The 23,621-nt window shown below is 70.6% G+C and carries 22 protein-coding genes; 14 read left to right on the forward strand and 8 right to left on the reverse strand.

Translation table 11 applies throughout. The features are described 5' to 3' along the window. Positions 1-51: 51 nt before the first annotated feature. The 4 genes from HDA40_RS01935 to HDA40_RS01950 are packed head-to-tail and all read left to right on the forward strand — an operon-like array spanning position 52 to position 5,118. Positions 52-2,289, forward strand: coding sequence for a transglycosylase domain-containing protein (locus HDA40_RS01935; RefSeq protein ID WP_253750708.1), 2,238 nt, complete (start codon positions 52-54; stop codon positions 2,287-2,289). A gap of 33 nt (positions 2,290-2,322) precedes the next feature. Next, a complete protein-coding gene (locus tag HDA40_RS01940; protein ID WP_253750711.1) occupies positions 2,323-3,060 on the forward strand; it encodes a (Fe-S)-binding protein in 738 nt (245 codons plus the stop codon). Further along, positions 3,057-4,484: a lactate utilization protein B gene (locus tag HDA40_RS01945; RefSeq protein ID WP_253750714.1), complete on the forward strand. Its 1,428-nt coding sequence runs from the start codon at positions 3,057-3,059 to the stop codon at positions 4,482-4,484. The genes HDA40_RS01940 and HDA40_RS01945 overlap by 4 nt, the downstream gene beginning before the upstream one ends. Before the next feature lie 10 nt (positions 4,485-4,494). Continuing rightward, positions 4,495-5,118: a LutC/YkgG family protein gene (locus tag HDA40_RS01950; protein ID WP_253750717.1), complete on the forward strand. Its 624-nt coding sequence runs from the start codon at positions 4,495-4,497 to the stop codon at positions 5,116-5,118. On the opposite strand, the gene HDA40_RS01955 is transcribed toward HDA40_RS01950, so the two are convergent. From HDA40_RS01955 to HDA40_RS01970, 4 genes are read right to left on the reverse strand one after another with little or no spacing between them, the layout of a single operon-like run. Beyond that, positions 5,102-5,917, reverse strand: a complete 816-nt coding sequence (locus HDA40_RS01955) for an alpha/beta fold hydrolase (RefSeq protein WP_253750720.1) — start codon at positions 5,915-5,917, stop codon at positions 5,102-5,104. The genes HDA40_RS01950 and HDA40_RS01955 overlap by 17 nt on opposite strands. Continuing rightward, positions 5,914-10,083 (reverse strand): hypothetical protein, encoded by a 4,170-nt coding sequence (locus tag HDA40_RS41935; RefSeq protein ID WP_253750722.1) that lies wholly within the window; start codon positions 10,081-10,083, stop codon positions 5,914-5,916. The genes HDA40_RS01955 and HDA40_RS41935 overlap by 4 nt, the downstream gene beginning before the upstream one ends. Next, positions 10,080-10,385 (reverse strand): trypco2 family protein, encoded by a 306-nt coding sequence (locus HDA40_RS01965; RefSeq protein ID WP_253750724.1) that lies wholly within the window; start codon positions 10,383-10,385, stop codon positions 10,080-10,082. The genes HDA40_RS41935 and HDA40_RS01965 overlap by 4 nt, the downstream gene beginning before the upstream one ends. Before the next feature lie 22 nt (positions 10,386-10,407). Continuing rightward, on the reverse strand, positions 10,408-11,058 hold the full coding sequence (locus HDA40_RS01970; protein WP_253750727.1) for a class I SAM-dependent methyltransferase: 651 nt from the start codon (positions 11,056-11,058) through the stop codon (positions 10,408-10,410). Between the two features lie 63 nt (positions 11,059-11,121). Between HDA40_RS01970 and HDA40_RS01975 the strand changes: the two genes are divergently transcribed. Then, on the forward strand, positions 11,122-11,649 hold the full coding sequence (locus HDA40_RS01975; protein ID WP_253750730.1) for a hypothetical protein: 528 nt from the start codon (positions 11,122-11,124) through the stop codon (positions 11,647-11,649). 174 nt (positions 11,650-11,823) lie between these two features. On the opposite strand, the gene HDA40_RS01980 is transcribed toward HDA40_RS01975, so the two are convergent. Continuing rightward, positions 11,824-12,195: a hypothetical protein gene (locus HDA40_RS01980; RefSeq protein WP_253750733.1), complete on the reverse strand. Its 372-nt coding sequence runs from the start codon at positions 12,193-12,195 to the stop codon at positions 11,824-11,826. Between the two features lie 195 nt (positions 12,196-12,390). On the opposite strand from HDA40_RS01980, the gene HDA40_RS01985 reads away from it, so the two are divergent. Together HDA40_RS01985 and HDA40_RS01990 are read left to right on the forward strand one after the other, a co-directional pair. Further along, on the forward strand, positions 12,391-14,988 hold the full coding sequence (locus HDA40_RS01985; RefSeq protein WP_253750736.1) for a proprotein convertase P-domain-containing protein: 2,598 nt from the start codon (positions 12,391-12,393) through the stop codon (positions 14,986-14,988). Between the two features lie 453 nt (positions 14,989-15,441). Beyond that, a complete protein-coding gene (locus HDA40_RS01990; protein ID WP_253750739.1) occupies positions 15,442-16,941 on the forward strand; it encodes an HNH endonuclease signature motif containing protein in 1,500 nt (499 codons plus the stop codon). An 81-nt stretch (positions 16,942-17,022) separates the two neighbouring features. On the opposite strand, the gene HDA40_RS01995 is transcribed toward HDA40_RS01990, so the two are convergent. Next, positions 17,023-17,508: an NUDIX hydrolase gene (locus HDA40_RS01995; protein ID WP_253750742.1), complete on the reverse strand. Its 486-nt coding sequence runs from the start codon at positions 17,506-17,508 to the stop codon at positions 17,023-17,025. Between the two features lie 55 nt (positions 17,509-17,563). On the opposite strand from HDA40_RS01995, the gene HDA40_RS02000 reads away from it, so the two are divergent. After that, positions 17,564-18,187 carry a hypothetical protein gene (locus HDA40_RS02000; RefSeq protein ID WP_253750745.1) on the forward strand — a complete coding sequence of 208 codons (624 nt, stop codon included), beginning with the start codon at positions 17,564-17,566 and terminating at the stop codon, positions 18,185-18,187. On the opposite strand, the gene HDA40_RS02005 is transcribed toward HDA40_RS02000, so the two are convergent. Then, positions 18,171-18,560, reverse strand: coding sequence for a DnaJ family domain-containing protein (locus HDA40_RS02005; RefSeq protein ID WP_253750748.1), 390 nt, complete (start codon positions 18,558-18,560; stop codon positions 18,171-18,173). The genes HDA40_RS02000 and HDA40_RS02005 overlap by 17 nt on opposite strands. Positions 18,561-18,623: 63 nt before the next feature. Between HDA40_RS02005 and HDA40_RS02010 the strand changes: the two genes are divergently transcribed. The 4 genes from HDA40_RS02010 to HDA40_RS02025 are packed head-to-tail and all read left to right on the forward strand — an operon-like array spanning position 18,624 to position 20,984. After that, positions 18,624-19,427, forward strand: coding sequence for a TrmH family RNA methyltransferase (locus HDA40_RS02010; protein WP_253750751.1), 804 nt, complete (start codon positions 18,624-18,626; stop codon positions 19,425-19,427). Positions 19,428-19,459: 32 nt separating this feature from the next. Further along, positions 19,460-19,699 carry a hypothetical protein gene (locus HDA40_RS02015; protein WP_253750754.1) on the forward strand — a complete coding sequence of 80 codons (240 nt, stop codon included), beginning with the start codon at positions 19,460-19,462 and terminating at the stop codon, positions 19,697-19,699. Next, on the forward strand, positions 19,696-20,157 hold the full coding sequence (locus HDA40_RS02020; RefSeq protein ID WP_253750757.1) for an NUDIX hydrolase: 462 nt from the start codon (positions 19,696-19,698) through the stop codon (positions 20,155-20,157). The genes HDA40_RS02015 and HDA40_RS02020 overlap by 4 nt, the downstream gene beginning before the upstream one ends. 11 nt (positions 20,158-20,168) lie before the next feature. Beyond that, positions 20,169-20,984 carry a class I SAM-dependent methyltransferase gene (locus HDA40_RS02025; protein WP_253750760.1) on the forward strand — a complete coding sequence of 272 codons (816 nt, stop codon included), beginning with the start codon at positions 20,169-20,171 and terminating at the stop codon, positions 20,982-20,984. Positions 20,985-21,019: 35 nt separating this feature from the next. Here HDA40_RS02025 and HDA40_RS02030 read toward each other — a convergent pair whose 3' ends face one another. After that, complete coding sequence (locus HDA40_RS02030; RefSeq protein WP_253763537.1) at positions 21,020-21,457, reverse strand: Lrp/AsnC family transcriptional regulator; 438 nt, start codon at positions 21,455-21,457, stop codon at positions 21,020-21,022. A 78-nt stretch (positions 21,458-21,535) separates the two neighbouring features. Here HDA40_RS02030 and HDA40_RS02035 point away from each other — a divergent pair, with 78 nt between their 5' ends. Continuing rightward, entirely contained in the window at positions 21,536-22,465 is a 930-nt protein-coding gene (locus HDA40_RS02035; protein WP_253750763.1) for an SMP-30/gluconolactonase/LRE family protein, read from the forward strand. Positions 22,466-22,711: 246 nt separating this feature from the next. Beyond that, entirely contained in the window at positions 22,712-23,554 is an 843-nt protein-coding gene (locus tag HDA40_RS41940; protein WP_253750765.1) for a transposase family protein, read from the forward strand. Positions 23,555-23,621: the final 67 nt, after the last annotated feature.

Genomic DNA, 23,621 nt, shown 5'->3' on the forward strand with positions numbered 1-23,621 from the left:
ACCTTCACACTCCCGATGACGATCTTGTGATCGCCGGGCAGTCTTGCCTGCATGGCAACCCCCGCTCATAGTTCGGCCACCCCTCGAAAGCTCGTCCGCGCCGCCGTCGTCGCAGTGCTCGCCGGCGCCGTCGTCGCCGGTCTGGCCGTGCCCGCGAGCGCGCTGGCGGCCTGGGCGGTCAACCACGCGGGAGTCGCCTGGGACGACCTGCCCGACGCGTTGCAGAACCCGGCCCGGCAGGAGGCCAGCTACCTCTACGCCAGCGACGGCAAGACGCTGCTCACCACCTTCTACGACCAGAACCGCCGGGACGTGAGCCTCGACGAGGTCGCGCCGGTCATGCGGCAGGCGGTCGTGGCCGCCGAGGACTCCCGGTTCTACGAGCACGGCGGAGTGGACCTCAAGGGAATCCTGCGCGCGGTGGTGGCCAACGGCACGAGCGGCGAGGTCGAGCAGGGCGCGTCGACGCTGACCATGCAGTACGTCCGGAACGTGCTGAAGAACGACCCGACACTGACCGACGAGGAGCGCGCGGCCGCCACCCAGGTGACCGCCGGGCGCAAGATCAACGAGGCCCGGTACGCGATCACGCTGGAGACCCGGCTGACCAAGGACCAGATCCTGGAGCGGTACCTCAACATCGCGTACTTCGGGCACGGGGCCTATGGCGTGTACGCCGCCGCTCACACCTACTTCTCCAAGGACCCGAGCAAGCTGACGCTGGACGAGGCGTCGCTGCTGGCCGGTCTGCTCCAGTCGCCGGAGTCCGACAATCCGATCGACGGCGACACCAGCCGGGCGCTGACCCGGCGCAGCTACGTCCTGCAGGCCATGGTCGGGCTGGGTGAGATCACCGCCGACCAGGCGAAGACGGCCACCGACGCCGAGCTGAAGCTGACCCCCGGAGCGTCGCCGAACGACTGCACCGCGGCCAAAACCTCGACCGGCTACTTCTGTGACTACTTCCGCAGCTGGTGGCAGTCGCAGGCGGCGTTCGGCGAGACCGCCGCCGACCGGCTGCAGGCGCTCAAGACCGGCGGTTACCGCATCATCACCTCGCTCGACGCCAAGGTCCAGGCGACCGCGCAGGCGCAGGTGCTGACCGTGTACGGCTACAGCAACAAGCGCGTCGCGCCGATGGCGGTCGTGCAGCCCGGCACGGGCAAGGTCCTCGCGCTGGCGGTGAACCGGCACTACAGCGCCGCGGCCGGGACCGGCAACACGATGAACCAGCTCGTCGCGGGCAACGGCACAAGCCTGCCCGGCTACCAGGCCGGCTCGACGTTCAAGATGTTCACGATGCTGGCCGCGCTGGAGGCCGGCAAGGCGCTGGACACCGGCTACTACTCGCCGAACCGATACAAGTCCGATTACGCCGATTCCGGGCCGAACAGTTGTGACGGCTACTGGTGCCCGCAGAACGCCGCCGCCTCGATGGCCGGTTACCGGAACATGTGGACCGGCTTCGGCCGCTCGGTGAACACGTACTTCGTGCAGCTGGAGGAATCGGTCGGCGCGGACGCGGTCGTGGAGATGGCCGAGCGGCTGGGCATCAAGTTCCGGTCGAAGGAGAACCAGCAGAACGCGCAGGACGCGTCGAGCTGGGGCGCGTTCACCCTCGGCACCTCGCTGACGACGCCGCTGGACCTGGCCAACGCGTACGCCACGGTCGCGGCCGAGGGCAAGTACTGCTCCCCGACCCCGATCTCGTCGATCACCGACGCGGACGGCAAGTCGGTCGCGGCCGGGCAGCCCGACTGCAAGCAGGCCATCAGCGCCGAGGTCGCCCGCGCGGCCACCGACGCCGCCCGGTGCCCGGTCGGTCAGCAGTCGGCGTACTACCGCTGCAACGGCGCGACCGCCGGTTCCGTGGCCAACATCGTCGGCGGCCGCGACGTCGCGGGCAAGACGGGCAGCTCCGACGGCAACGTCACCGAGTCGTTCGTCGCGTACACGCCGCAGATGGCCATCGCGTCGATCGCGGCCAACCCGAGCACCAGCAAGGACGCCGTCGGCTCCGCCGTGCAGCGGGACGTGATCCAGGCGGTCGCGCGTACGCTCAACACCTCGCTTAAGGGTGTGGCCGAGAAGAAGTTCACCGCGCCCAAGCTGACCAGCGCGTTCGCGTCGGGCCAGGAGCCGCGCGAGGAACCGAGCCCGACCCCGTCCGAGTCGTCGCGGAACAACGGCAACGACAACGGGAACGGCCGGCGCAACCGGAACACCACCCCGACGCCGTCCGCCACGACCGGCGGGCTCGGCGGGATCTTGGGCGGGTGGGGCAACTGACGTCGGCCGGATGATCCTATAGGATTCTCCGGCGTGAGGGTCGCGCTGTTCGTCACGTGTCTGGCCGACGCCATGTTTCCCGACGTCGGCCGGGCGACGGTGGCGGTACTGGAACGGCTCGGAGTCGAGGTCGTCTTCCCGCCGGGGCAGACCTGCTGCGGGCAGATGCACGTCAACACCGGTTACCAACGGCAGGCGGCCAAGCTCGTCCGCAATCACGTCGACGTCTTCGAGCCGTACGACTACGTCGTCGCGCCGTCAGGCTCCTGCGTCGGCTCGGTACGCCATCAGCACGCGATGGTCGCCCGCAACGCCGGCGACGCCGGGCTGGCCGACCGGGCGCAGTCCGTCGCGACCAGGACCTACGAGCTGTCGGAGTTCCTGATCGACGTGCTGGGCGTCGAGGACGTCGGGGCGGCGTACCCGCATCGGGTCACCTATCACCCGACCTGCCACAGCCTGCGCATGCTGCGGGTCGGCGACAAGCCGCTGCGCCTGCTCCGCCACGTACGCGGCCTGGACCTGGTCGAGCTGCCCGACGCCGACCAGTGCTGCGGCTTCGGCGGCACCTTCGCGGTCAAGAACGCCGACACCTCGACGGCGATGCTGGCCGACAAGATGCGCAGCGTGCTGTCGACCCGCGCGGAGGCCGTCTGCGCCGGCGACTCGTCCTGCCTGATGCACATCGGCGGCGGCCTGTCGCGGCTGCGCACCGGCGTACGCCCGATCCACCTGGCCGAGATCCTCGCGAGCACCGGGAGCGCCGGATGAGCCAGACCTTCCTCGGGATGCCGCACGCCCCGGCTGGAGTCGGCCACCTGCACGGCGATCGGCCGTTCCCCGACGCCGCCCGGGACGCCCTCGCGAACACCCAACTGCGGCGCAACCTCGGCCATGCGACCGCCACCATCCGCGCCAAGCGCGCCAGTGTCGTCGGCGAACTCGATGACTGGGAAGAACTTCGCCTAGCCGGTGAGGCGCTCAAGGCGTACACGATGGCACATCTGGACCGGCTCCTGCCGCAGCTGGAAGCGGCCGTGACCGCCCGCGGCGGGGTGGTGCACTGGGCGCGGGACGCGACCGAGGCGAATCAGATCGTGGTGGACCTGGTACGCGCGACCGGGACCGACGAGGTCGTGAAGGTCAAGTCGATGGCCACCGCGGAGATCGGCCTGAACGAAGCCCTGGCCGCCGCCGGGATCGCCGCGGTCGAGACCGACCTGGCCGAACTGATCGTCCAGTTGGGACACGACGAGCCGAGTCACATCCTGGTTCCGGCGATCCATCGCAACCGGGCCGAGATCCGCGAGATCTTCCTCCGCGAGATGCCCGGCGTGGACCCGGAGCTGACCGACGAGCCCCGGCGGCTGGCCATGGCCGCGCGGGCCCATCTGCGGGCGAAGTTCCTCACCACGAAGGTCGCGATCTCGGGGGCGAACTTCGGCATCGCCGAGACCGGCACGATCACCGTCGTGGAGTCCGAAGGCAACGGCCGCATGTGCCTGACCCTGCCGGACACCCTGATCACGGTGATGGGCATCGAGAAGGTCGTGCCGACCTGGACCGACCTCGAAGTCTTCCTGCAACTGCTGCCGCGCTCGTCCACCGGCGAGCGGATGAACCCCTACACCTCCACCTGGACCGGGGTCACGCCCGGCGACGGGCCGCAGACGTTCCACCTCGTGCTGGTCGACAATGGACGTACGGCGGTGCTGGCCGACCCGGCTGGGCGCTCGGCGTTGCACTGCATCCGCTGCTCGGCCTGCCTCAACGTGTGCCCGGTCTACGAGCGCGCGGGCGGCCACGCCTACGGCTCTGTCTATCCCGGCCCGATCGGCGCGGTGCTGACCCCGCAACTGACCGGCGCCGCCACCTCGCTCCCGTACGCCTCCAGCCTGTGCGGCGCGTGCTTCGACGCCTGCCCAGTCCGCATCGACATCCCCTCGATGCTGGTCCACCTTCGATCGACGCAGCCGCACCCGGCCACCGAACGGGCGGCATTCGAGGCGGTCGCCTGGACGATGGCCTCGGCCGGCCGGTTCCGGCTCGGCGAACGCCTGCTGCGGCTCGGCCGGCTGATCGCGCGCCGGGGACGCATCCGGCGGCTGCCACCGCCGCTGTCGGCGTGGACCGACACCCGCGACCTCCCCGCACCACCCCAACAGACCTTCCGCGACTGGTGGTCCGCCCGATGAGGATTCCCGGATGAGCGCCCGCGACGACATCCTCGCCCGCATCCACGCCGCCAACACCGGCATCGCCGCTCCCCCGGTTCCCCGGGACTATCGGCGTACCGGGACTCATGCGCCGGGCGATGCCGAGCTGTTGGAGCTGTTCACCGATCGGCTCGTCGACTACAAAGCCACCGTCGTGCCCTGCACTCCCGCCACGCTGGCCGCGACGCTCGCCGACATTTGTCGCGACTGGACGGTCGTCGTCCCCGCCGGCTCGGCTTCGTCCGTGCCGGGTGCGGTCGTGGACGACGGGCTCTCCTACGCCCAGCTCGACGCGCTCGACGCCGTCCTCACCGGCTGCGCCGCCGCCTGCGCCGAAACCGGCACCATCGCCCTCGACGCCGGCCCCGACCAGGGCCGCCGCGCCGTCACCCTGATCCCCGACCGGCACATCTGCGTCGTCCGCGCCGACCAGGTCGTGCACACCGTGCCCGAACTGCTGGCCCGGCTGGACCCGACCCGGCCGCTCACCTTCATCAGCGGCCCCTCGGCCACCAGCGACATCGAGCTGCATCGCGTCGAAGGCGTCCACGGGCCGCGTACGCTGATCGTCGTCCTCGTCACCCTCTCGGGCGGGCTCAGGCGGCGCGCTTGAGGATCTCGGCGGCGACCCGCTCGGGTACGGCGTCCGGGATCCAGTGGCTGACCTCGTCCAGCTCGACGAAGGCGTACTCGCCGGTCACGTGGTGGACGCAGGCTTCGGCGGCGGCACGCCCGATCGCGAGGTCGCCGTTGCTCCAGAGGAACGTCGTCGGTACCGCGACCGGCCCGAGCCGGCCGAAGTCGCCGTGTCCCATCGCGCGGTACCAGTTGAGGCCGCCGGTGAGCCGCTCCCGGTGCAGCATCGGTGTCACGTAACGGTCGATGCGACCCTCCGGGCAGCCGAGGAACATCGCCCTGATCCGCAGCCCGTCGTCCTCGAGGAGGACGTCCTCGGCTTCCGGCGTACGAAAGAAGTCCATGTAGGACGATCGTTCCCGCTGGTCGTCGTCGTGGCGGATGGCGCGCCCGAACGCGGCCACGTGCGGCACCGACAAAGCGGTGAGGGTCCGGGTGCGCTCGGGATGGCGGGCCGCCAGGTACCAGCCGATCGCCGCGCCCCAATCGTGCCCGACGACGTGCGCCGCCCCGACCCCGAGCTTGTCAAGCACGGCCAGCGCGTCGGCGGCGATCTCACTGATCTGGTACGCCTCCACCGCCGCCGGCCGGGCACCCGGGGCGTACCCGCGTTGATCGAAGGCGACCGTACGCAGGCCGGCGTCCCGAAGGGTCGGCGTGACGAGGTCCCACTCCCCTTTGTGCTGGGGGAACCCGTGGAGCAGCAGCACGACCGGACCGTCTTCCGGGCCGTCCACGTCGGCGTCGAAGGTCATTCCGCGTACGTCGAACTTCACGCGACGATCTCCCATCGGGTCAGGCCGAGCGCGGCCGAGATGCTGACGAGCGCCGAAGTGCCGGGGTCCGCCGCGATCGTCCGCAACGGCTCGGTCCGGGCGTACGCGAGCGGCCACCCGTCCGTCGTCCAGGTACGCACCCCGTCGTCGCCGGAGGTCACCAGCACGTCGCCGGACAGGGCGATCCCGGTGATCGGGCTCGGCGAGGTGGCGACGATCCGCTGACCGCCGGAACCCACATCCCAGCGCCGGATCTGCCCCGCCGCATCCCCGGAGTACGCGTACCCGCCGTCCAGGACGACCGCCCAGACCGGCTCCTCCCCCGGATGCACCCGGATCGGCTCAGCTCCCTCGCGCAGAATGCGTACGCTCCCCGACATGTGACCGGTGACGACGAGGCCGTCGTCGGCGACGGCGACCGCCGTGACCGAGTCACCCACCCGCGCCTGAGGGATGTTCTCCCACCAGCCGGAGCCGGGCGCGGACCGCCAGACCGATACGCCGCCCCGGCCGCCGCCCGCGGCGAGACGACCGCCGTCCGGCGAGGCGGCCAGCAACCGGCCGCCCTCGTGCCACAGCGCCGGGCCGGCGACTGTGCCGCTGCCGCCTGCTTCCGCCATTGGGGTCCCAGTGGCAGTCCGGAGGTCGGGGAAGATCACGCGGCCGTCGTCGAGCAGCGCCGCGATCCCGGAACGCGTGACGGCCACCCCGTGAATGGGCTGCCCCAAATCGACGGTCAGGTCACCCGGCCGGAGCTCGTCACCCGACCACAGCCCGTCACCCGACCAGATCTGGAGCCGACCGTCCTGTCGCGCGCCCACGACCAACCCGCCGGTCGGCCCGCCGCCCAACTCGTCCCCGGTCGGCCGGTCCCCTGCTGATCTTGAATGGTTGGCGTCGCCAGGGCGACGATTTCTGTTCAAGGTCAACTCCGCCGCACCCACGCCGGAGCCCGCGCCGCCCGCGACAGCGGATCCGCCGCCAGAACCGGCAGCGCCGAAGCCCGCACCGGTGGATCCGCCAGCAGAGTCCAGGCTGGCGGAGCCGATCGCGACAGCGGTCCACGGAGCGTCACGAGCGGCGAGCCCATCCCCCGCAAGGTCCCAGACGTGCACCAGTTCCTCGGCGGCTGTCGACATGACCAGCGACCCGTCCGGGCTGACCGCGACGCAGCGTACCGGCTGCCGGTGCCGCCCGAGGACGCGCCCGGGCACGACATCGCCGTCCAAGGTCCGCACCGCCAGCGCCGACGAAGCCGCCGCAGAAGCCGCCGCAGAAGCCGCCGCAGAAGCCGCCGCAGAAGCCGCGGCCGAGGAGGAGGAGGAGTCCAGGGGCCAAGCCATGACCTGCCCGTCCCCGCCACCGGAGAGCACCGAGCGGCCGTCCGGGGTCACGGTCACGCTCCACACCTGGCCCTCGTGCTGCCCGAGCGGCCGCCCCGACTGATCCGGCGCGACGGACGGATCTGACGGGCCGCCGAGCGGGAACGCGAAGACCTGCCCGATGTACGTGCCCACGATGACCGTGGACCCGTCGGGCGTGATCGTCATCGCCTCGGCCCAGCGTTTGACCCGGCCGAGGACCCAGCCGGTGCCCGAGGCCGGCGCCCAGACGCGTACGGTGTCGTCTCGGCCGCCGCTGATCAGCAGGTTCCCATCCGGGCTGAACACCAGCGACCGGACTTGGTCGTCGTGCTCGCCGATCACGGTCGCCTGGCCGGTGGCGAGGTTCCAGAGGCGTACCTGGCCGTCCTGGCCGCCGGTGGCGATGCGGTCGCCGCTGGGGGCGTACGCGACGGCCCAGATGTGCCCGGCGCTGTTGATGAACGGCGGATCGTCCAGCGAGTAGCCGTCGGCGTCGAGCCGCCAGCGTCGCACCGTCTTGTCGGCGGCGCAGGTCGCCATCTCGTCGCCGTGCGGGCTCACGGAGAAGGCCCGGATCGCGCCGAAGTGGCGGCCGATGTCGACCGCTCGCCCGTCGTCGAGGTCCCAGCGGCGTACGCGGCCGTCGTCGTCGCCGGTGAGGACCTGGGCCGGCCCGAGGAACGCCGCTGCCCAGACCTGTCGGCTGCCCGAGTCCACGGTACGCGTCAAGGACCGGCTGGCGCGTCCGGTCGTCGACACCGCGACGATCGCCGGGGCCTGCCGGGCCGCGACCGCCGCCCATCGGGCCGCCGGGAGTCCGGTGTGGACAGCCGTCAGCCCGAGCTGTGCGGCCGGCCGGACCAGCGGGGCTCGCAGTGCGGGACTGGCGATCTCCAGCACTCGCGACGCCGACCGGACCTCCGCCGACGTGGCCGCCCCCGTACGCAGCATCGGCCGGACCGCGTCCACCCCGAGGACGTCGATCGCACTGGCCAGCCAGCCCGGGTCGGCCAGGAACCCGAGGTCACCCCCGGCGGCCATGACCGCCCAGGGCCGGTGTTCGAGCAGGTGCCGAGGGGTGTCTGCGGGCCAGCCCCGGGCCGCCCAGGAGTCCGCCCATGCCGCGACCTGCGCCGTGAACGGCGCGAGGCGTACCGGGCCGAAGACGGTGTCCCGGCAGGTGTCCAGCAGCGTCTGGTGGGCGAACCGCCAGCCGCCGGTGTCCTCCAGCACCCGCCCGAACCGCGCCCGCAGCAGCGCCTCCACGTCGAACGCCGAAACCTCCGCCGCCGGGCCCCCGAACGCCGAAACCCCCGCCGAACCCGCGAACCGCGAAGACGCCGAACCATCGAACCCCGATGGCGGCGCGGCCCCACTGGACGTGTCCAAGGGCGAGCTGAGAACGGACGCCAGCTCGTCGGCGGTCAACGGACCTGCCGCCGCGGTCAGCACGCCAAGAACTCCGCGCGTCGTAGCGTCCGCGGCCAGCTCGCGCAGATCGGACTCGGCCCGCTGCTCGACCCGCTGCGCCTCGACGACCTGGGTCAGCTCGGCCGGATACAGCGTCCACAGCGGATGGTCCGGGTGCACGTCGTCGGGCACCGGCGTCTTGCGCCCGGTCACCAGCACGTGCGTGAAGAACGGCGTACGCGACGGCAGCAGGGAGGCGACGCTTCGCTGCCCGGCGGGCCGGAGGTCTTCGTCGAGTCCGTCGACGATCAGCAGCAGATGGCGTTCGAGACGTTCCGCGCGGTCGGCTGCCCGGGTCCACAGGTCGGCGAACGCCGCCGCGTCCGGCTCGATAGGCGGGTCCTCACCGAGCAATGCGGCGAGCTGTCCCGTGACGGCCGCGAGGAACCGGTCCGCGCCGGCGTCGAGGGCGCGCCGCTGCAACAGGTACGCCACGCAGTCGACCCCGTCGGGCGGGCTCGCGGCCAGGTGGGCGGCCAGCGCAGTCTTCCCGGCCCAGGGCGATCCCACTACACGCCGATAGCCGGGCGAGCCGGTGGCGAAGGCGCGCAGCGCCGCGAGGTCGGCGGCCCGGTCCAGCAGGTCCGGCGTACGCCCCGCGACTTCGGCGATGACGGCTTGGTAGCCGGCCCGCCGCACGGTCGCGGGCAGACGGACGAGGGTGGCCGGGGTGCAGCCCAGTTCCCGCCACCACAGGCGGGCGTTGGGCAGCCGGTCGAGGTGCGTGATCGGGGTGGCGGTCAGCGCCGACTCCCCCGCTCGCGGCTGGTGCTCGGTGACGACGCCGAGCACGATCTCGTTCCCGGCCGGACCCGTCACGACCGCGCTGCCGGAGACGCCGGACCATTGGCTGCGCCCGAGCGCCTCCTGCTGCGGCGGGAGCGGCCGGGGCGTACTGGTCACCCGGAAGGTCAGCAGGTCGGCGACCCGCTGGTCGGCGGTCGGGATCTCGCCGTCGAGCTGCGCGGTGTCTCGCGTCGAACGTCCGTCCGCCGTCCGGCGTTCCTGAAAGTGCGGGTAGCCGATCGCCCGGCAGTCGCGGATCACCGCGGCGGCTTCCCGGTCGACCGAGCCGAACCGGAGCGGCCGCACGCCGGGCAGCGGCGTCGCCAGCTCCAGCAGCGCCAGGTCGGCGCGCTCGCCGCCCAGCAGCAGGACCAGCGCCGGATGCTCCACCTTGTCCACGCCGCGCACGGTGACGGCGCCGTCCGCGGTCACGGTGTGCGCCGCGGTCAGCACGAGCCGGTCGGTCACGAGCAGGCCCGAGCCGCTGATCCAGCCGCCGGGACCTTCGCAGAGGACCTCGACGGCACGATCGGCGTACCCGGTCACGCGGGTTTCTCCAGGCCACGTGAGCCCACCTTGATCGGGAGGCCGTCCGCGTCGACCGGCGGCTCCAGCACGATGGTCACCTTCTGCACCGACTCGCTCGCGACTCCGGCCTGCCCGCCCAGCTCCACCACCCAGAACCGCACCCCGCCCCGCGCCTCCGCGCTGCGGGTCACGCCCACCTGGAACTCCAGCGTCACCTGGCCCACCGGGAACTGCACCGGCGCGTCCACCGCCTCCGCACTCGCCCGCGCGAGTTCCGCGCGCAAGGCCTGGACGACGTCGACGAGCCCGATCTGCGACATGCGGACCATCCTTCCCGGCCGCTCAGACCATGCGCAAGACCGTGGTGTGCTTCAGGTCCGCGTCCTCCAGGTCCTCATTCACCGGTACGCGGAAAGCAGCGACCTGCTCGAAGCCGGTGGTCGGGCGGTAAGCGCGTCCGGGGTCCCCGACCAGCACCAGCGCCCCGCGTTCGTGCTGCCGTCGCAGGAACCCGAGCATCGCGTTCGCCATGTCGCGGCTGTAGAAGACGTCCCCGGCCAGCACGACGTCGGCGTCCGGGACGGGCAGTTCGGGCGGCGTACTCAGCAGATCGCCGAGCGCCCGGTCGACGGTCACCCCGTTCAGCTCCGCGTTGAGCGCGATCGCCGCGTCGGCGTACTCGTCGATCTCATTGGCGACGACGCTGCGCGCGCCGGACCGCGCGGCCGCGATGGCGACGAGCCCGCCGCCGGCGGCCAGATCGAGGACGGACTTGCCGGCCACCAGCTCGGGATGGTCGAGGAGGTGGCGGGCGAGGCCCTGGCCGCCGGCCCAGGCGAAGGCCCAGAACGGCGGCGGGAGTCCCTTCCGCCCGGTGACCTGCTCCATCAGCTCCCACAGCGGGATGGCCTCGGTGGCCTGCCGGAGCTTCAGCTCGGGCAGGAACGGCAGCCCCAGCGGTTCGGTGTGGGCCCGGACGAAGTCGATCAGCACGCCTGTAGACCCTACCCATCGGGCTGATCCACTGGACGGCAGTCGGCCCGTACGCTGTCCGCCGTGACCTCCGTCGAACACATCCGGGACGCTGCCCGTGCCGATCAATACTGGGCGCTGGTGCCGCAGGGCCCCGGATTCTGGTCGCTGTGCCGCTTCGACGACACCACGGGATTCGTCGGCCCGCCGATGCACGTCTCCGGCGCCATCGGCGTCCATCCCGGGGTGGCCGTCGCCTGGGCGCAGCGGATCACCGGGCTGCCGGGCTGGGTGCCGATGATGTCCCGGCCGGGTGTCCTGGTCGAGGAGGCGTACTCGCTGGTCCTGGAGATCGCCCACCAGCCGCGCACCGGGCGGCGGATCGTGTTGCGGGTGGAGGCCGACCCGCAGCGGCCGAGCGGCGCGTCCGTCGTGGTGCGCGAGCGCTGGGACGCGTCGGGCCTCTACAGCGAGGCACTGTCGGTTGTGGACCGCGCCGAGTTCGCGGACGAGGCGCAGATGCTCCAGCAGACCGCGGACGGGTTCGGGCTGGACCCGGCGCTGTGGACGGCGGTCCTGCCCGGCGTCGAGTGGGCGCACGGCCCGCTCTGAGCGAGCCGCACCAAACCTGTCATGCCCGACACTGTCCTCATTTGACAGACAATCGGACTGGACTGCCACCCGGGGGTGCCGCAGGATGGGTGTCGGTGCGGCGACGCCATGTTCGACACGGCTCGCACCCGACCGCGTCGCCGCACCGACACCTCTGCACGTCAGCGCCCGGCTCTAGAGCGCGCCGGCCTCCTGGATCACGCCCACGACCGATTTGGCGATCTCGGGCATCCCGCCGTCGGCCGGGCAGTCCACGTAGGCCACGCTGATCGCGTCGACGCTGACCACGTAGGAGAAGGCGTCGCGGCACTGGGTCGGCTTCTGCGACCGCAGCGCCTCCTGGCCGAGCCGCTGGTCCGAGGTCAGCCCCAGCAGCTGATCCAGCCGGGCCGCCGTCAGCTTGCCCGTCTTGGTCGACCCGTTCTTGGCCGTCTTCGTCCAGCTGCCGTCCGGGGTCACGGCGACCTTGTCACTCATTCCGGCGATTCCGCCGGCCCGGCGTACCTCGAGCGTGGTGAACCGGGCGGCGAGGGTCGGCGCGGCCATGGTCGCCTCCGTCGAGGGCTGCTGGCCAGGGCTGTTGGCGCAGCCGGTCAGCAAAGCGAGGGCTACCGATATGACACCTAGTGTCCATCGGCCGGACAAGGATGTCACATTCCCAGCATTCACAATGTGTCTTCCTTCGATATATAAATCTCTCGGTGGCTACCGCCATCATCACACTAAGTCGGGGAGGACTCAGTGAGAAGATCCATCGCGATCGCCGGCGCCGCCCTCTTGATGGGCGGCGTTTTGCTCGGCACCGCGCCCGCGGGTGCGGCTCCGGGCGGATCGGCGTCCGCCGTCGCACGCGCCGACCAGGCGCTCTCGGAGCATAGGGCGGCTGCTGCGGCATCCGCGTCCGACGCGTTCAGCTCGTATCGGACGATCACGGACGCGAACGGCGCCTCGCACGTGCGCTACACGCGTACCTACAACGGGCTGCGGGTATACGGCGGCGACATCGTCGTGCACACCAGCCCCACCGGCGCGTACGCCGGAACCTCGGTCGGTCTGGCCTCGCCGCTGTCCATCGGCACCACGGCGAAGACCACCTCGGCCCAGGCCAAGGCGGTCGCCCGGCAGAACTTCCGCGGCACCATCACCAGCGTCGGCAGCTCCGAGCTGTTCGTCGACGCCACCTCCGGCACCGGCAAGCTGGCCTGGGAGACCGTCGTCTCGGGCTGGGGGCCGGACAAGCAGACCCCGTCGAAGCTGCACGTGATCAGTGACGCGGTAACCGGCGCGTACCTGGGCTCGTTCGACGAGATCGAGACCGTCTCCGGCACGGGCAACAGCATCTTCTCGGGCACGGTCACCGTGGACACCACGCTGTCGGGCAGCACCTACTCGATGGTGGACCCGTCGCACGGCAACGGTCGCACCTGCGACCTGAACAACGGGACGTCCACCTGTACCACGTTCACCGACACGGACAACGTGTGGGGCAACGGGACGAACTCGAACCGGCAGTCGGCCGGCGTCGACGCACACTACGGCGCGGCGCTGACGTTCGACTACTACAAGAACGTCCACGGCCGGAACGGCATCTTCGGCAACGGCACCGGCGTGCCGTCCCGCGTGCACTACGGCAGCAACTACGTGAACGCGTTCTGGGACGGCGCCCAGATGACCTACGGCGACGGTTCGGGCAACGCGAACCCGCTCGTGGCGATCGACGTCGCCGGCCACGAGATGTCGCACGGCGTCACGGAGAACGTGGTCTCCGGCGGCCTGACCTACTCGGGCGAGTCCGGCGGGCTCAACGAGTCCACCAGCGACATCTTCGGCACCGCGGTCGAGTTCTCGGCCAACAACACCTCCGACCCCGGTGACTACCTCATCGGCGAGGAGATCAACATCAACGGCGACGGCAGCCCGCTGCGCTGGATGTACAACCCGACCCTCGACGGCGCGTCGCACGGCTGCTGGTCGACCAGCACCAACAGCGTCGACGTGCACTACTCGTCCGGCGTCGGCAACCACTTCTTCTTCAACCTCGCCGAGGGCACCGGCGCGACGCAGTGGGGCACCAGCCCGGTCTGCGGCAGCGCTCCCGCCGTCGTCGGCATCGGCCGGACCAAGGCCGAGAAGATCTGGTTCCGCGCGCTCGACGTCTACTTCACGTCGAACACCCGGTACGTGAACACCACCACGCCGGCCAACACCTCGCGGGCGTACACGCTCAGCGCCGCCACCGACCTCTACGGTCTGTGCAGCGCCGAGTACAAGGCCGTCCAGGCGGCGTGGACCGCGGTCAACGTGGCCGGCTCCGACGCGTCCTGCCCGGCGGGCAACGACTTCTCGATCGCCGCCACGCCGGCGGCGGGCTCGGTCAACCCGGGTGGCTCGCTGACCAGCACGATCAGCACCACGCTCACCAACGGCTCGGTCCAGACGATCAACCTGACCGCCACGGGCCTGCCGAGCGGGGCGACCGCCACGTTCAGCCCGACCTCGGTCACCACGGGCGGCTCGTCCACGCTGACCATCGCCACCGCGGCGAGCACTCCGGCCGGCACCTACCCCGTCACCGTGACAGGCACGGGCACCGGATCGACCCGCTCGACCTCCTACATGCTGACGGTCAACGGCCCGCCCGGGTGCTCGCAGACCAACGCGACCGACGTGACGGTCCCGGACAACACCACGGTGGAGTCCCTGATCACGATCTCGGGTTGCGCCGGTAACGCCGGTGCCGGGTCCACCGTCGAGGTGCACATCGTGCACACCTACATCGGTGACCTCGTCGTGTCCCTCGTCGCCCCGGACGGCACCGTCTACACGCTGTCCAACCGGGCCGGCGGCTCGACCGACAACATCGACACCACCTACACCGTGAACCTGTCCAGCGAGGTCGCCAACGGAACCTGGCGGCTGCGCGTACAGGACGCCGCCAGCGCTGACACCGGCTACATCAACAGCTGGACGCTCAACCTGGCCGGGTCGACGCCACCCGCGTGCAGCGGCACCAACGGCACTGACGTCACCATCCCCGACAACACCACGGTGAACAGTGCGATCACCATCGCCGGCTGCACCGGCAACGCCAGCTCGACCTCCACCGTCGAGGTGCACATCGTGCACACCTACGTCGGTGACCTCGTGGTCTCGCTGGTCGCGCCGGACGGCTCGGTCTACGCCCTGCGCAACCGGACGGGCGGTTCGGCCGACAACATCGACCAGACCTTCACCGTCAACCTGTCCACCGAGGTACGCAACGGCACCTGGAACCTGCGCGTCCAGGACGCCGCCAGCGCCGACACCGGCTACATCAACAGCTGGACGCTCACGCTCTAGCTGACGCTGTAACCAAGTGACACCGAAGTGACACCGAAGCGGCGTCGGTCCCCGTGACCGGCGCCGCTTCCACGCCCGCAGCGCTCGCAACGGCGTACGGCGCACCCGTAGCTGGCCTGCGTGTCGACGTCGGCGAAGACCGCGACCGCCCGCGGGGCCTGGTCCTGACGCTGCGCCGCCAGGGCTCGTTCGCGCTGGCCCTGCCCGACTTTCCACGGGCAGATGAGCCGTTCCCTCGGCGCCGACCAGCTGCCAGAGCGCCGTGCGCCCTTGGTGCGCGATCTCTAGCCGGTTCGCAAGATCATGCGCCGAAGGTTTGCGTTCAGGGGGCGTTTCGCGCATACGGCTCGCGCACGATCACGAAATCGGGTGCGAAATCGCAGACGGCGGGCGCACTACGACATCTGTCTCTTGTGGACTTTCGGAATTGGATCGTGGCACATTTTCGTGACCTTGACCCCCTGGAAGGTGTCGGACGACTGTTCTAACGTTGACTCTGTGAACGGGGTGTTGGCGCAGGTCGAGGCGGATGTCGCCGAGCTGATCGCCGGTCCCCTGTGGACACTTTCGGACGCCGAGATCACCGACGAAGTCCGCCGAGTCCACACCGCGATCCAAGCCTTGTCGGGCCGGTTCCTGGCGTTGATCGGCACCGCCGACAGCCGCGAGATCCCCCACAACGCCGGTGCGACCGGCACCGCAAACTGGCTGACCTACCTCCTGGCCATGCGGCACAAGGATGCTGTCGGTTGGACGAAGCTGGCCAAGCTCTTGCCGGAGACGCCGGTGGTCGAGCAAGCATTGGCGGCCGGGCAAGTCACCGTCGACCAGGCGCGCGTCATCGCCAAAACGGTGCACGACCTGCCGTCGGCCGTCGGCGATGCGGGTAAGGCGAAAGCCGCTGACGTGTTGACGAAGCTTGCCGCCGACGACCGGCTGCGGCCGGAGACGCTGGAGAACCACCGGTCGCAGATCCTGGAACTGGTCGCACCCGAGATCGCCGAGGAGCGCCTGCGCCGCGATCTAGAACGCGCCGAACGGTCGGCCTACGACCGGCGCGACTTCACCCTCATCCCTTACGGCGAAGGCGAATACCGGATCCGCGGTGTCTTCGATGCCGAGATGGCGGCGATCGTGCGGACCGCATTGGACCCGCTGTCCGGGCCACGCAAGCCCGCACCAACCGCCGCCGCCAGGCTCGCCGGCGCTGCGGACGCAGCAGGCAGCTTCAGGATGGCAGCCTGTGCGGATGCGAGCTGCGCGGGTGCGGGTGCGAGCTGCGCGGGCGCGTGCGCGGATGCGAGCTGCGCGGGCGCGGGACGTGGTACTGAAGCGGCAGATGGCGGCCGCGTTGCGGCTCGGGTGCTGCCAGGGGAACCGGATCTGCGCTCGGCCGGCGCCCGCAGGGCTGATGCGCTGGTCGAGGTGTGCCAGCGGATCATCAATGCCGGTGAGCTGCCCGATAACGGCGGCGAGAAACCGCACCTGACGATCACCCTGCCCTGGGATGCCCTCCAAGCCAAGGTCGGCGCAGGACTGCTCGACACCGGCGACCTACTCACCCCAGAAACCGTCCGAAGACTCGCCTGCGACGCGATGATCATCCCCGCAGTGCTCGGCGGCGACGGCCAAGTCCTCGACGTCGGCCGCGCCCGACGCCTCATCGACGGCCCACTCCGCCGCGCACTCGTACTGCGAGACAAGGGCTGCGCCTTCCCAGGCTGCGACCGGCCACCCCAGTGGTGCCACGGCCACCACATCCGATCATGGGCAGACGGCGGCGACACCTGCCTCGCCAACAGCGTTCTACTCTGCGGGTTCCACCATCGCGAAATCCACCACGGGCACTGGGAAGTCCGCATGCGACCGGACGGCTTCCCCGAATTCCTGCCACCCGCCTTCGTCGACCCGCAGCGGCGAGCAGTCCGCAACAGCCTCCACCGCAGATGCTGAGCGGCTCGACGTGTACGCCCGCGGTGCGCGTTTTCTAGCCGATTCGCAGATGGCGGGCACCGTCATGGACAGCGCAGCTGGTCAGATGCGGTGGTAGCTCCAGCCGACCATTTCGCCCTCGTGGTACGGCATGACGCCGTGGAACTGGCGCGGATCGTCGTCCAGCACCATCGGCAGCCACTCGTGATCGCTCGCCCACATCGGGAGGCTGCGAATCGCGTCAAGGCCGACCCATTCGAGGGTGCCCTCGTCCGGCCCGTCGTGCAGTTCTCCGGTGTACGCGTCGACGCGGAAGACGAAGCCGAGCCAGTCCTCGCCCTGCTTGCCGAAGCCCGGCCACAGCACCGTGCCGCGCAGCGTCAACTCCTCGGCGATCAGGCCGGACTCCTCCTTGATCTCCCGGCGTACGCCGGTGACGACGTCCTCGGAGCGCTCGACCTTGCCGCCGAGCCCGACGTACTTGCCGAGGTGCAGGTCGCCGGGTCGCTTGTTCCGGTGCAGCATCAGCACCTGCCGCCGATCCGGGGAGAGCACGTACGCCAGGGTGGCCAGCACCGGAGTCACCATGTCCTGAACCCTATCGTCCGGCGGAATCGTCAGACCTACGCGGCACGATGGCGGGGTGCCGTTGCAGAACCGGGTCGATCCGACCGGAGACATCGTCCGCGATCCGGGGCGGGGGTTGTTCACCGGCAATCGCGGCTGCCTGCATGGGGCCGATCGGGAGTTGGGCGGGTCGCGGTGGCGGTCGAAACTCTGGATCTGCTGCGTGCTGGACTGGCGGGGCCGGCAACGTGACGTGATGCCGCCCGGTCGTTGGACGGCGTTGTTCTTCCTCGACGAGGCGACGGCGTTCGCCGCCGGGCATCGGCCTTGTGCGTACTGCCGGCGCCGGGATTTCCTGGCGTACGCCGAAGCCTGGCGTTGTGCGTACCAGTTGGGGGAAAGGCCGAGGGCGGCGGAGATGGACGCGCGCCTGCACGCTGAGCGGGTCGATCCGCGGAGTCGGCGGCAGCGCACGGGCCGCGCGTTGTTCGCGGACCTGCCGGACGGCGCGATGATCGGCCTGGGCGGGCCGGCGCTCAAGCTGGGCGGGCTGGCGTTGCCGTGGTCCTTCGCGGGCTATGGCGAGCCGGTCGCGGCCGGCGGCGAGGTCGAGGTGCTGACGCCGCCGTCAACCGTGGCGGTGCTGGCGGCGGGCTATCGCCCGGTGCTGCATCCGACCGCGCTCAGGCGAGTCCCTTGATCCGCCGCCAGTCGCGGACGATCTCGTCGACGTCGATCCGGGCGATCACCACCGGCGGGCCGTCGACCAGGCCGCGGTTGGCCTGCTCGATGCGCTTGTTGAGGTCGGCGACCAGCTGCCGGACGGTCTGCTCGGAGTTCTTCTTGATCGCCTCGTCCAGGATGTCTTCGGCGGCCTTGCGGATCTTCAGCGAGGTCGGCGCGAGCCCGCCGAGGTTCTCGCGGGCCACCATGGACTTGAGCCACCAGTCTTCGTCGTAGTGCTCGCCGGCGCCCGGGATGGGCTTGCCGCTGCCCGGCAGGTCGTCGAAGTCGCCCCGCTCCCGGGCCTCCCGGATCTGCCGGTCGATGTGCGATTCGTACGGGCTCCCCATGATCCGACGATACCCGGCGAGACCCGGCGTGATCGTCGCAGGTCGGCGCGGGATGATGGGCGCGTGCCGGATCTGCGCATCACCAGTCGCAACGCTCGCTTCCAGCAGTGGTCGGCGTTGCTGACCAATCGCACCAAACGCCATCGGGCGGGTGAGTTCCTCGTTCAGGGCGTACGCCCGATCAGCCAGGCCATCGAGCACGGCTGGGCGGTGCGCGCCCTCCTCTACGACCTGGACGTGCAGCTCTCGCACTGGGCCGCCGACCTGCTCGACACCGTACGCGCGCCGGCCGTCGCGATGGCCCCGGAGTTGCTGGCGGAGCTGGGCGGCAAGGAGGAGGACGCGCCCGAGCTGATCGCCGTCGTGGCGCAGCGGCCGGACGACTTCCGGCGGATTCGGCCGGCGCCTGGCCGCCCGGCGGTCGTCTTCGACCGTCCCACCAGTCCGGGGAACATCGGGACGCTGATCCGGTCGGCCGACGCGTTCGGCGCGGCCGGGGTCATCGTGACCGGGCACGCCGCCGACCCGTACGACCCCAAGGCGGTGCGGGCCAGCACCGGTTCGTTCTTCGCGGTGCCGGTCGTGCGGGCGCCCTCGCATCGCGAGGTCCTCGACTGGGCGGCGGCCGGCTCGCTCGCGGTGGCGGGGACCGACGAGACCGGCGACGTCGACGTGGCCGAGTACGGCTTCCAGCAGCCCACGCTGCTCGTCGTCGGCAACGAGACCGCCGGGATGAGCGCCGGCTGGCGGGAGGCGTGCGACACCGTCCTCAGCATTCCGATGATCGGCGCGGCCAGTTCGCTCAACGCGGCCACCGCCGGTTCCATCGCCCTGTACGAGGCGGCCCGCGCCCGGTCTCGTTCTTGACGTGTTCGAACGACTGTTCGATAATGGTGGGCATGGAGCTGGTGGAGCACTGGTGGAACGGCGGTGCCGACGCGCATCGCGAGGACGTCATCGTGCGGCGCGGCCCGGAGGGCACCCACGAGGTGGAGCTGCGGGTCGGCGCTCGGTCGATCAAACGGGAATACCGGACGCGCGACGAGGCGAAGATCATCTCCGACGGCCTGCGGGCGGTCGGCGTCTGGCTGGACCTGACCCGGTTGCGCTCGTTCGCCGGGCAGGCCGTGGCGCGGTGACCCAGCACGCCGGGGCCGAACGGGAGCCCGCGATCATCGCCGTCCACGCCGTGCTCCGGCGCGGCGATCAGGTGCTGCTCGGGCTGCGGCAGGGTACCGGCTGGTCCGACGGCCACTGGCATCTCCCGTCCGGCCACGTCGAACGGGAGTCGTCGCTGGCGGCCCTCGTCCGGGAGACCTGGGAGGAGCTGGGCGTCATCGTCGACCCGGCCGCGACCCGGCTCGTGCACGTCCTGCACTTCTGGGGCGCGCCGAGCCGGCTCAACCTGTTCTTCGAGGTCGGCGCGTGGGACGGCGAGCCCGTCAACGCCGAGCCCGACAAGTGCGCGGCCGTCGGCTGGTTCGACCTCGACCGGCTCCCGCCGATGACGGTCGCCTACGCGGCGCAAGGGCTGGCCCGTTACCGCCAGGGCATCGCGTACAGCGACTTCGGATTCGCCCCGGAACGAGTCCGCTAAGCTGCTCGCCCATGACGGCGGCGACGATCTTCGACCAGCAGGAACGACGGCAATGGCGCGACCGCGCCGTGGCGTACGCGGACTCCTTCGCGCACCTGTGCGGGCACACCGCGCCGGCCTTGCTCGACGCGGTCGCCGTCCGGCCGGGCTCGCGCCTGCTCGACGTCGGCACCGGGACAGGCACCGTCGCCGCCCTGGCCGTCGAACGCGGAGCCGCCGTCACCGCCGCCGACGCGGAGCCGTCCATGGTCGCGTACGCCCGCGCTCGGGTGCCCGCAGCGCACATCGTCGAGGCGATCCTGCCCGAGCTGCCGTTCGACGACGGCGTCTTCGACGCGGTGGTGGCGAACTTCGTCCTCAATCATGTCGGCGATCCGCGTACCGCCGCCGCCGAGCTGCGGCGCGTCACCCGGCCCGGCGGCCGGGTCGCCGTCACGATCTGGCCCTATCCGCAGCCGCCGTTGCAGCGCCTGTGGGCCGACGCCGTCGAGGTCCCCGGCCTCGTCCGCCCGGCCGAACGGGTCGCGGTCGCCCCGGAACTGGACTTCGCGCGTACGCCGTCAGGACTGGCCCGGCTGCTGAGCGACGCCGGGCTCGGCGAGGTCGGATGCGACACCGTCACGTGGGAGCACGTCGCCGACGCCGAGGACTGGTGGAGCGGGCCGGCCAACGGGATCGCCTCGATCGGGCAGCTCGTCGTGGCGCAGACCCCCGAGGTGGTCGATCGCATCCACGCCCGCTATCTGGGGCTGGCGGAGGCGTACCGGCGGACCGATGGGTTGCTCGCCCTGCCGACGGCGGCCCTGCTCGCCTCCGGCACCGCCTGACCAGCTCACGATCAGCCACACGATCAGCCACACGATCAGCCGGGTGAGACCGGGCGTTCGAAGAAGCTCTCCAGCACCACGATCGTCTGCGTACTGGTCACCCCGTCGACGGCGAACAGCCGCCGCAGTACGCCCTGCAGCTCCTCGGTCGTCCGCGTACGCACCTTGACCATGAGCGACGCGGAGCCCGCGACGACGTGCGCCTCCAGGATCTCCGGGATGGCGGCGAGCGCCTCCTTGGTGTCGCCCATCCAGGTGTTGCCGTCGACCATCACGTACGCGAGGACGCCGCGCCCGACGGCGGCCGGATCGACGTCGACAGTGGTCCGCCGGATGACCCCACGCTCGCGAAGCTTCCGGACCCGGTCGTGCGCCGCAGCGGCGGACAGCCCGACGGCCTGCCCGAGGGCGGCGTACGCCGAGGTCGCGTCCCGTTGCAGCGCATCGAGCAGGGCGCGGTCGACGTCATCCAGATCACTCACCACTTGACCGTACCAGATTCGGCGTGGATACGATTCGACTGAACGTCATACAGACAGGAGCAAGGAGCCATGGACACGATCCCGGCCCAAACCATTCCAGCAGCGTTCCCGACGATCCCCGCACAGTTCGAGAAATTGGACGAACGGTTCCGCTGGCTCGACGGCGACTACGAGGTACGCCGCCTGTTCACCGGCGCCCGCAAGACGGAGGGCCCGGCGTACTTCCCCGCCGGGCGGTACCTCGTCTTCAGTGACATCCCCAACGACCGCCTCCTGCGGTACGACGAGACCACCGGAGCGGTCGGCGTCTTCCGCCCCACCTCCGGGTACGCCAACGGCAACACCGTCGACCGCGAGGGCCGCCTGATCACCTGCGAGCAGGGCAACCGCCGGGTGACCCGGACCGAGCACGACGGCACCGTCAGCGTGCTGGCCGATCGCTACCGAGGCAAGCGGCTCAACAGTCCCAACGACGTCGTCATCCGCGCCGACGGCTCGATCTGGTTCACCGACCCGAGCTACGGCATCGACTCCGACTACGAGGGCAACGCCGCCGAATCCGAACTGGACGGCTGCTTCGTCTTCCGGCTCGACCCGTCGGGTGAGCTGACAGTGGTCGCCGACGACTTCTGCCGCCCCAATGGCCTGGCCTTCTCCCCCGACGAGAAGCGGCTGTTCATCGCCGACACCCGGCAGGAGCCGAGCCACATCCGCGTCTTCGACGTAACCGACGACGGCCGGCTGACCGGCGGCGAGATCCACGCGACCTGCACCTTCGGGCGCTTCGACGGGCTGCGCCTGGACACCGAGGGCCGGATCTGGGCCGCCGCCTGGGACGGCGTGCACTGCTTCGCCCAGGACGGCGACCTCATCGGCAAGCTGGTGCTGCCGGAATCGGTGTCCAATCTGACCTTCGCCGGGCCGAAGCGCAACCTGCTCTACATCACCGCCGCCACGTCGCTGTACGCCCTCCGCGTCACCTTCAACGGCGCCCGCTGACCTCCGGCGATTTCCATTGGATCAGGGATCCAAGTCGAATCTTGGCCCAGGATTCGACCCAGATCCCTGATCTCGTTCCATCCTGATTGCCGCAGGTGGAACCGTGTTGCGTGATGGTGTGGGTGGGTGCTCAGCCAGCTCACCGGCTGTGGATCTTCGTGATGATCTTTAGTCGCCGATTCGTTAGCGGCACATGCGGCGTGGCGTCACTACACAAGGCGAGCCCTCGGCAGATTGCTGTGGTTTGTGAAGACAACACCAATCCGCGCCGAGGGCTCGCCTGCTGTCTACCAGGTCAAGCTGAACCTGTCGAGCGCCACCGTCACCGCCGTCGTCCGGGCGATCACCCTCTACCGCACCACGGTCGGATCCCGGTGGCGTAAGAAGACCGACTATCAGGCGGCGCTGATCGTGCTCGGGCACCTGCGCCACGACCAACGCCTGGCCGACCTGGGCGGTGGCAACGACGTGTCAGCGTCGACCGTGCGTCGCTGGGTCCAGCAGGTCATCACGATCCTGGCCGCCCGAGCACCCCGCCTGGACCGGGTCTTGCACCGCGCCGCACGCACCGGCGTCGAATATGTACTGCTCGACGCCACCCTCATCCGGTCCACCCGCCGACACGGCCCGGCCGGACGCAACACCTACAGCGGCAAACACCACGCCCACGGGCTGCAATTCACGGCCCTGGTCAGCCCCGCCGGGCACCTGCTATGGCTGTCCAAAGCCCGACCTGGACGCACCCACGACGCCACCGCCGCCCGCGCCGACCGGCTACCCGCCCAGCTCCAGCGCTCCGGCCTGGCCGCCATCGCCGACCTCGCCTACAGCGGCCTGGCCAAAGACGCCAACCACGACCCCGACCAGCCGATCATCATCACCGGCCGCCGGCCCCACCCCAACCGGCCGCTGACCGCCACCGAAACCTTCACCAACCAGGTCATCAACGCCGAACGCGCCGCCAACGAGCACCCCTTCGGCTACCTGAAAAACTGGCGCATCCTGACCTGCCTGCGCATGCACCACCGCAACGCCACCAAACTCCTGCGAGCCCTGATGATCCTCACCCAGATCGAAAACCCACGATGAACCCACCCGGGCAAAAGATCTCCACAAAGATCATCGGGTGGCGAGCTGCCCCCACAGCCCACCACCC

This window comes from Hamadaea flava (genome assembly GCF_024172085.1).
Classification (GTDB): domain Bacteria; phylum Actinomycetota; class Actinomycetes; order Mycobacteriales; family Micromonosporaceae; genus Hamadaea; species Hamadaea flava.

Bases quoted from the DNA above. Each gene is read 5' to 3' on its own strand.
- HDA40_RS01935 (WP_253750708.1), top strand. From the start codon at position 52: ATGGCAACCCCCGCTCATAGTTCGGCCACCCCTCGAAAGCTCGTCCGC.
- HDA40_RS01945 (WP_253750714.1), top strand. From the start codon at position 3,057: ATGAGCCAGACCTTCCTCGGGATGCCGCACGCCCCGGCTGGAGTCGGC.
- HDA40_RS01950 (WP_253750717.1), top strand. From the start codon at position 4,495: ATGAGCGCCCGCGACGACATCCTCGCCCGCATCCACGCCGCCAACACC.
- HDA40_RS01965 (WP_253750724.1), bottom strand. From the start codon at position 10,385: ATGTCGCAGATCGGGCTCGTCGACGTCGTCCAGGCCTTGCGCGCGGAA.
- HDA40_RS01980 (WP_253750733.1), bottom strand. From the start codon at position 12,195: ATGGCCGCGCCGACCCTCGCCGCCCGGTTCACCACGCTCGAGGTACGC.
- HDA40_RS01995 (WP_253750742.1), bottom strand. From the start codon at position 17,508: ATGGTGACTCCGGTGCTGGCCACCCTGGCGTACGTGCTCTCCCCGGAT.
- HDA40_RS02005 (WP_253750748.1), bottom strand. From the start codon at position 18,560: ATGGGGAGCCCGTACGAATCGCACATCGACCGGCAGATCCGGGAGGCC.
- HDA40_RS02015 (WP_253750754.1), top strand. From the start codon at position 19,460: ATGGAGCTGGTGGAGCACTGGTGGAACGGCGGTGCCGACGCGCATCGC.
- HDA40_RS02025 (WP_253750760.1), top strand. From the start codon at position 20,169: ATGACGGCGGCGACGATCTTCGACCAGCAGGAACGACGGCAATGGCGC.
- HDA40_RS02035 (WP_253750763.1), top strand. From the start codon at position 21,536: ATGGACACGATCCCGGCCCAAACCATTCCAGCAGCGTTCCCGACGATC.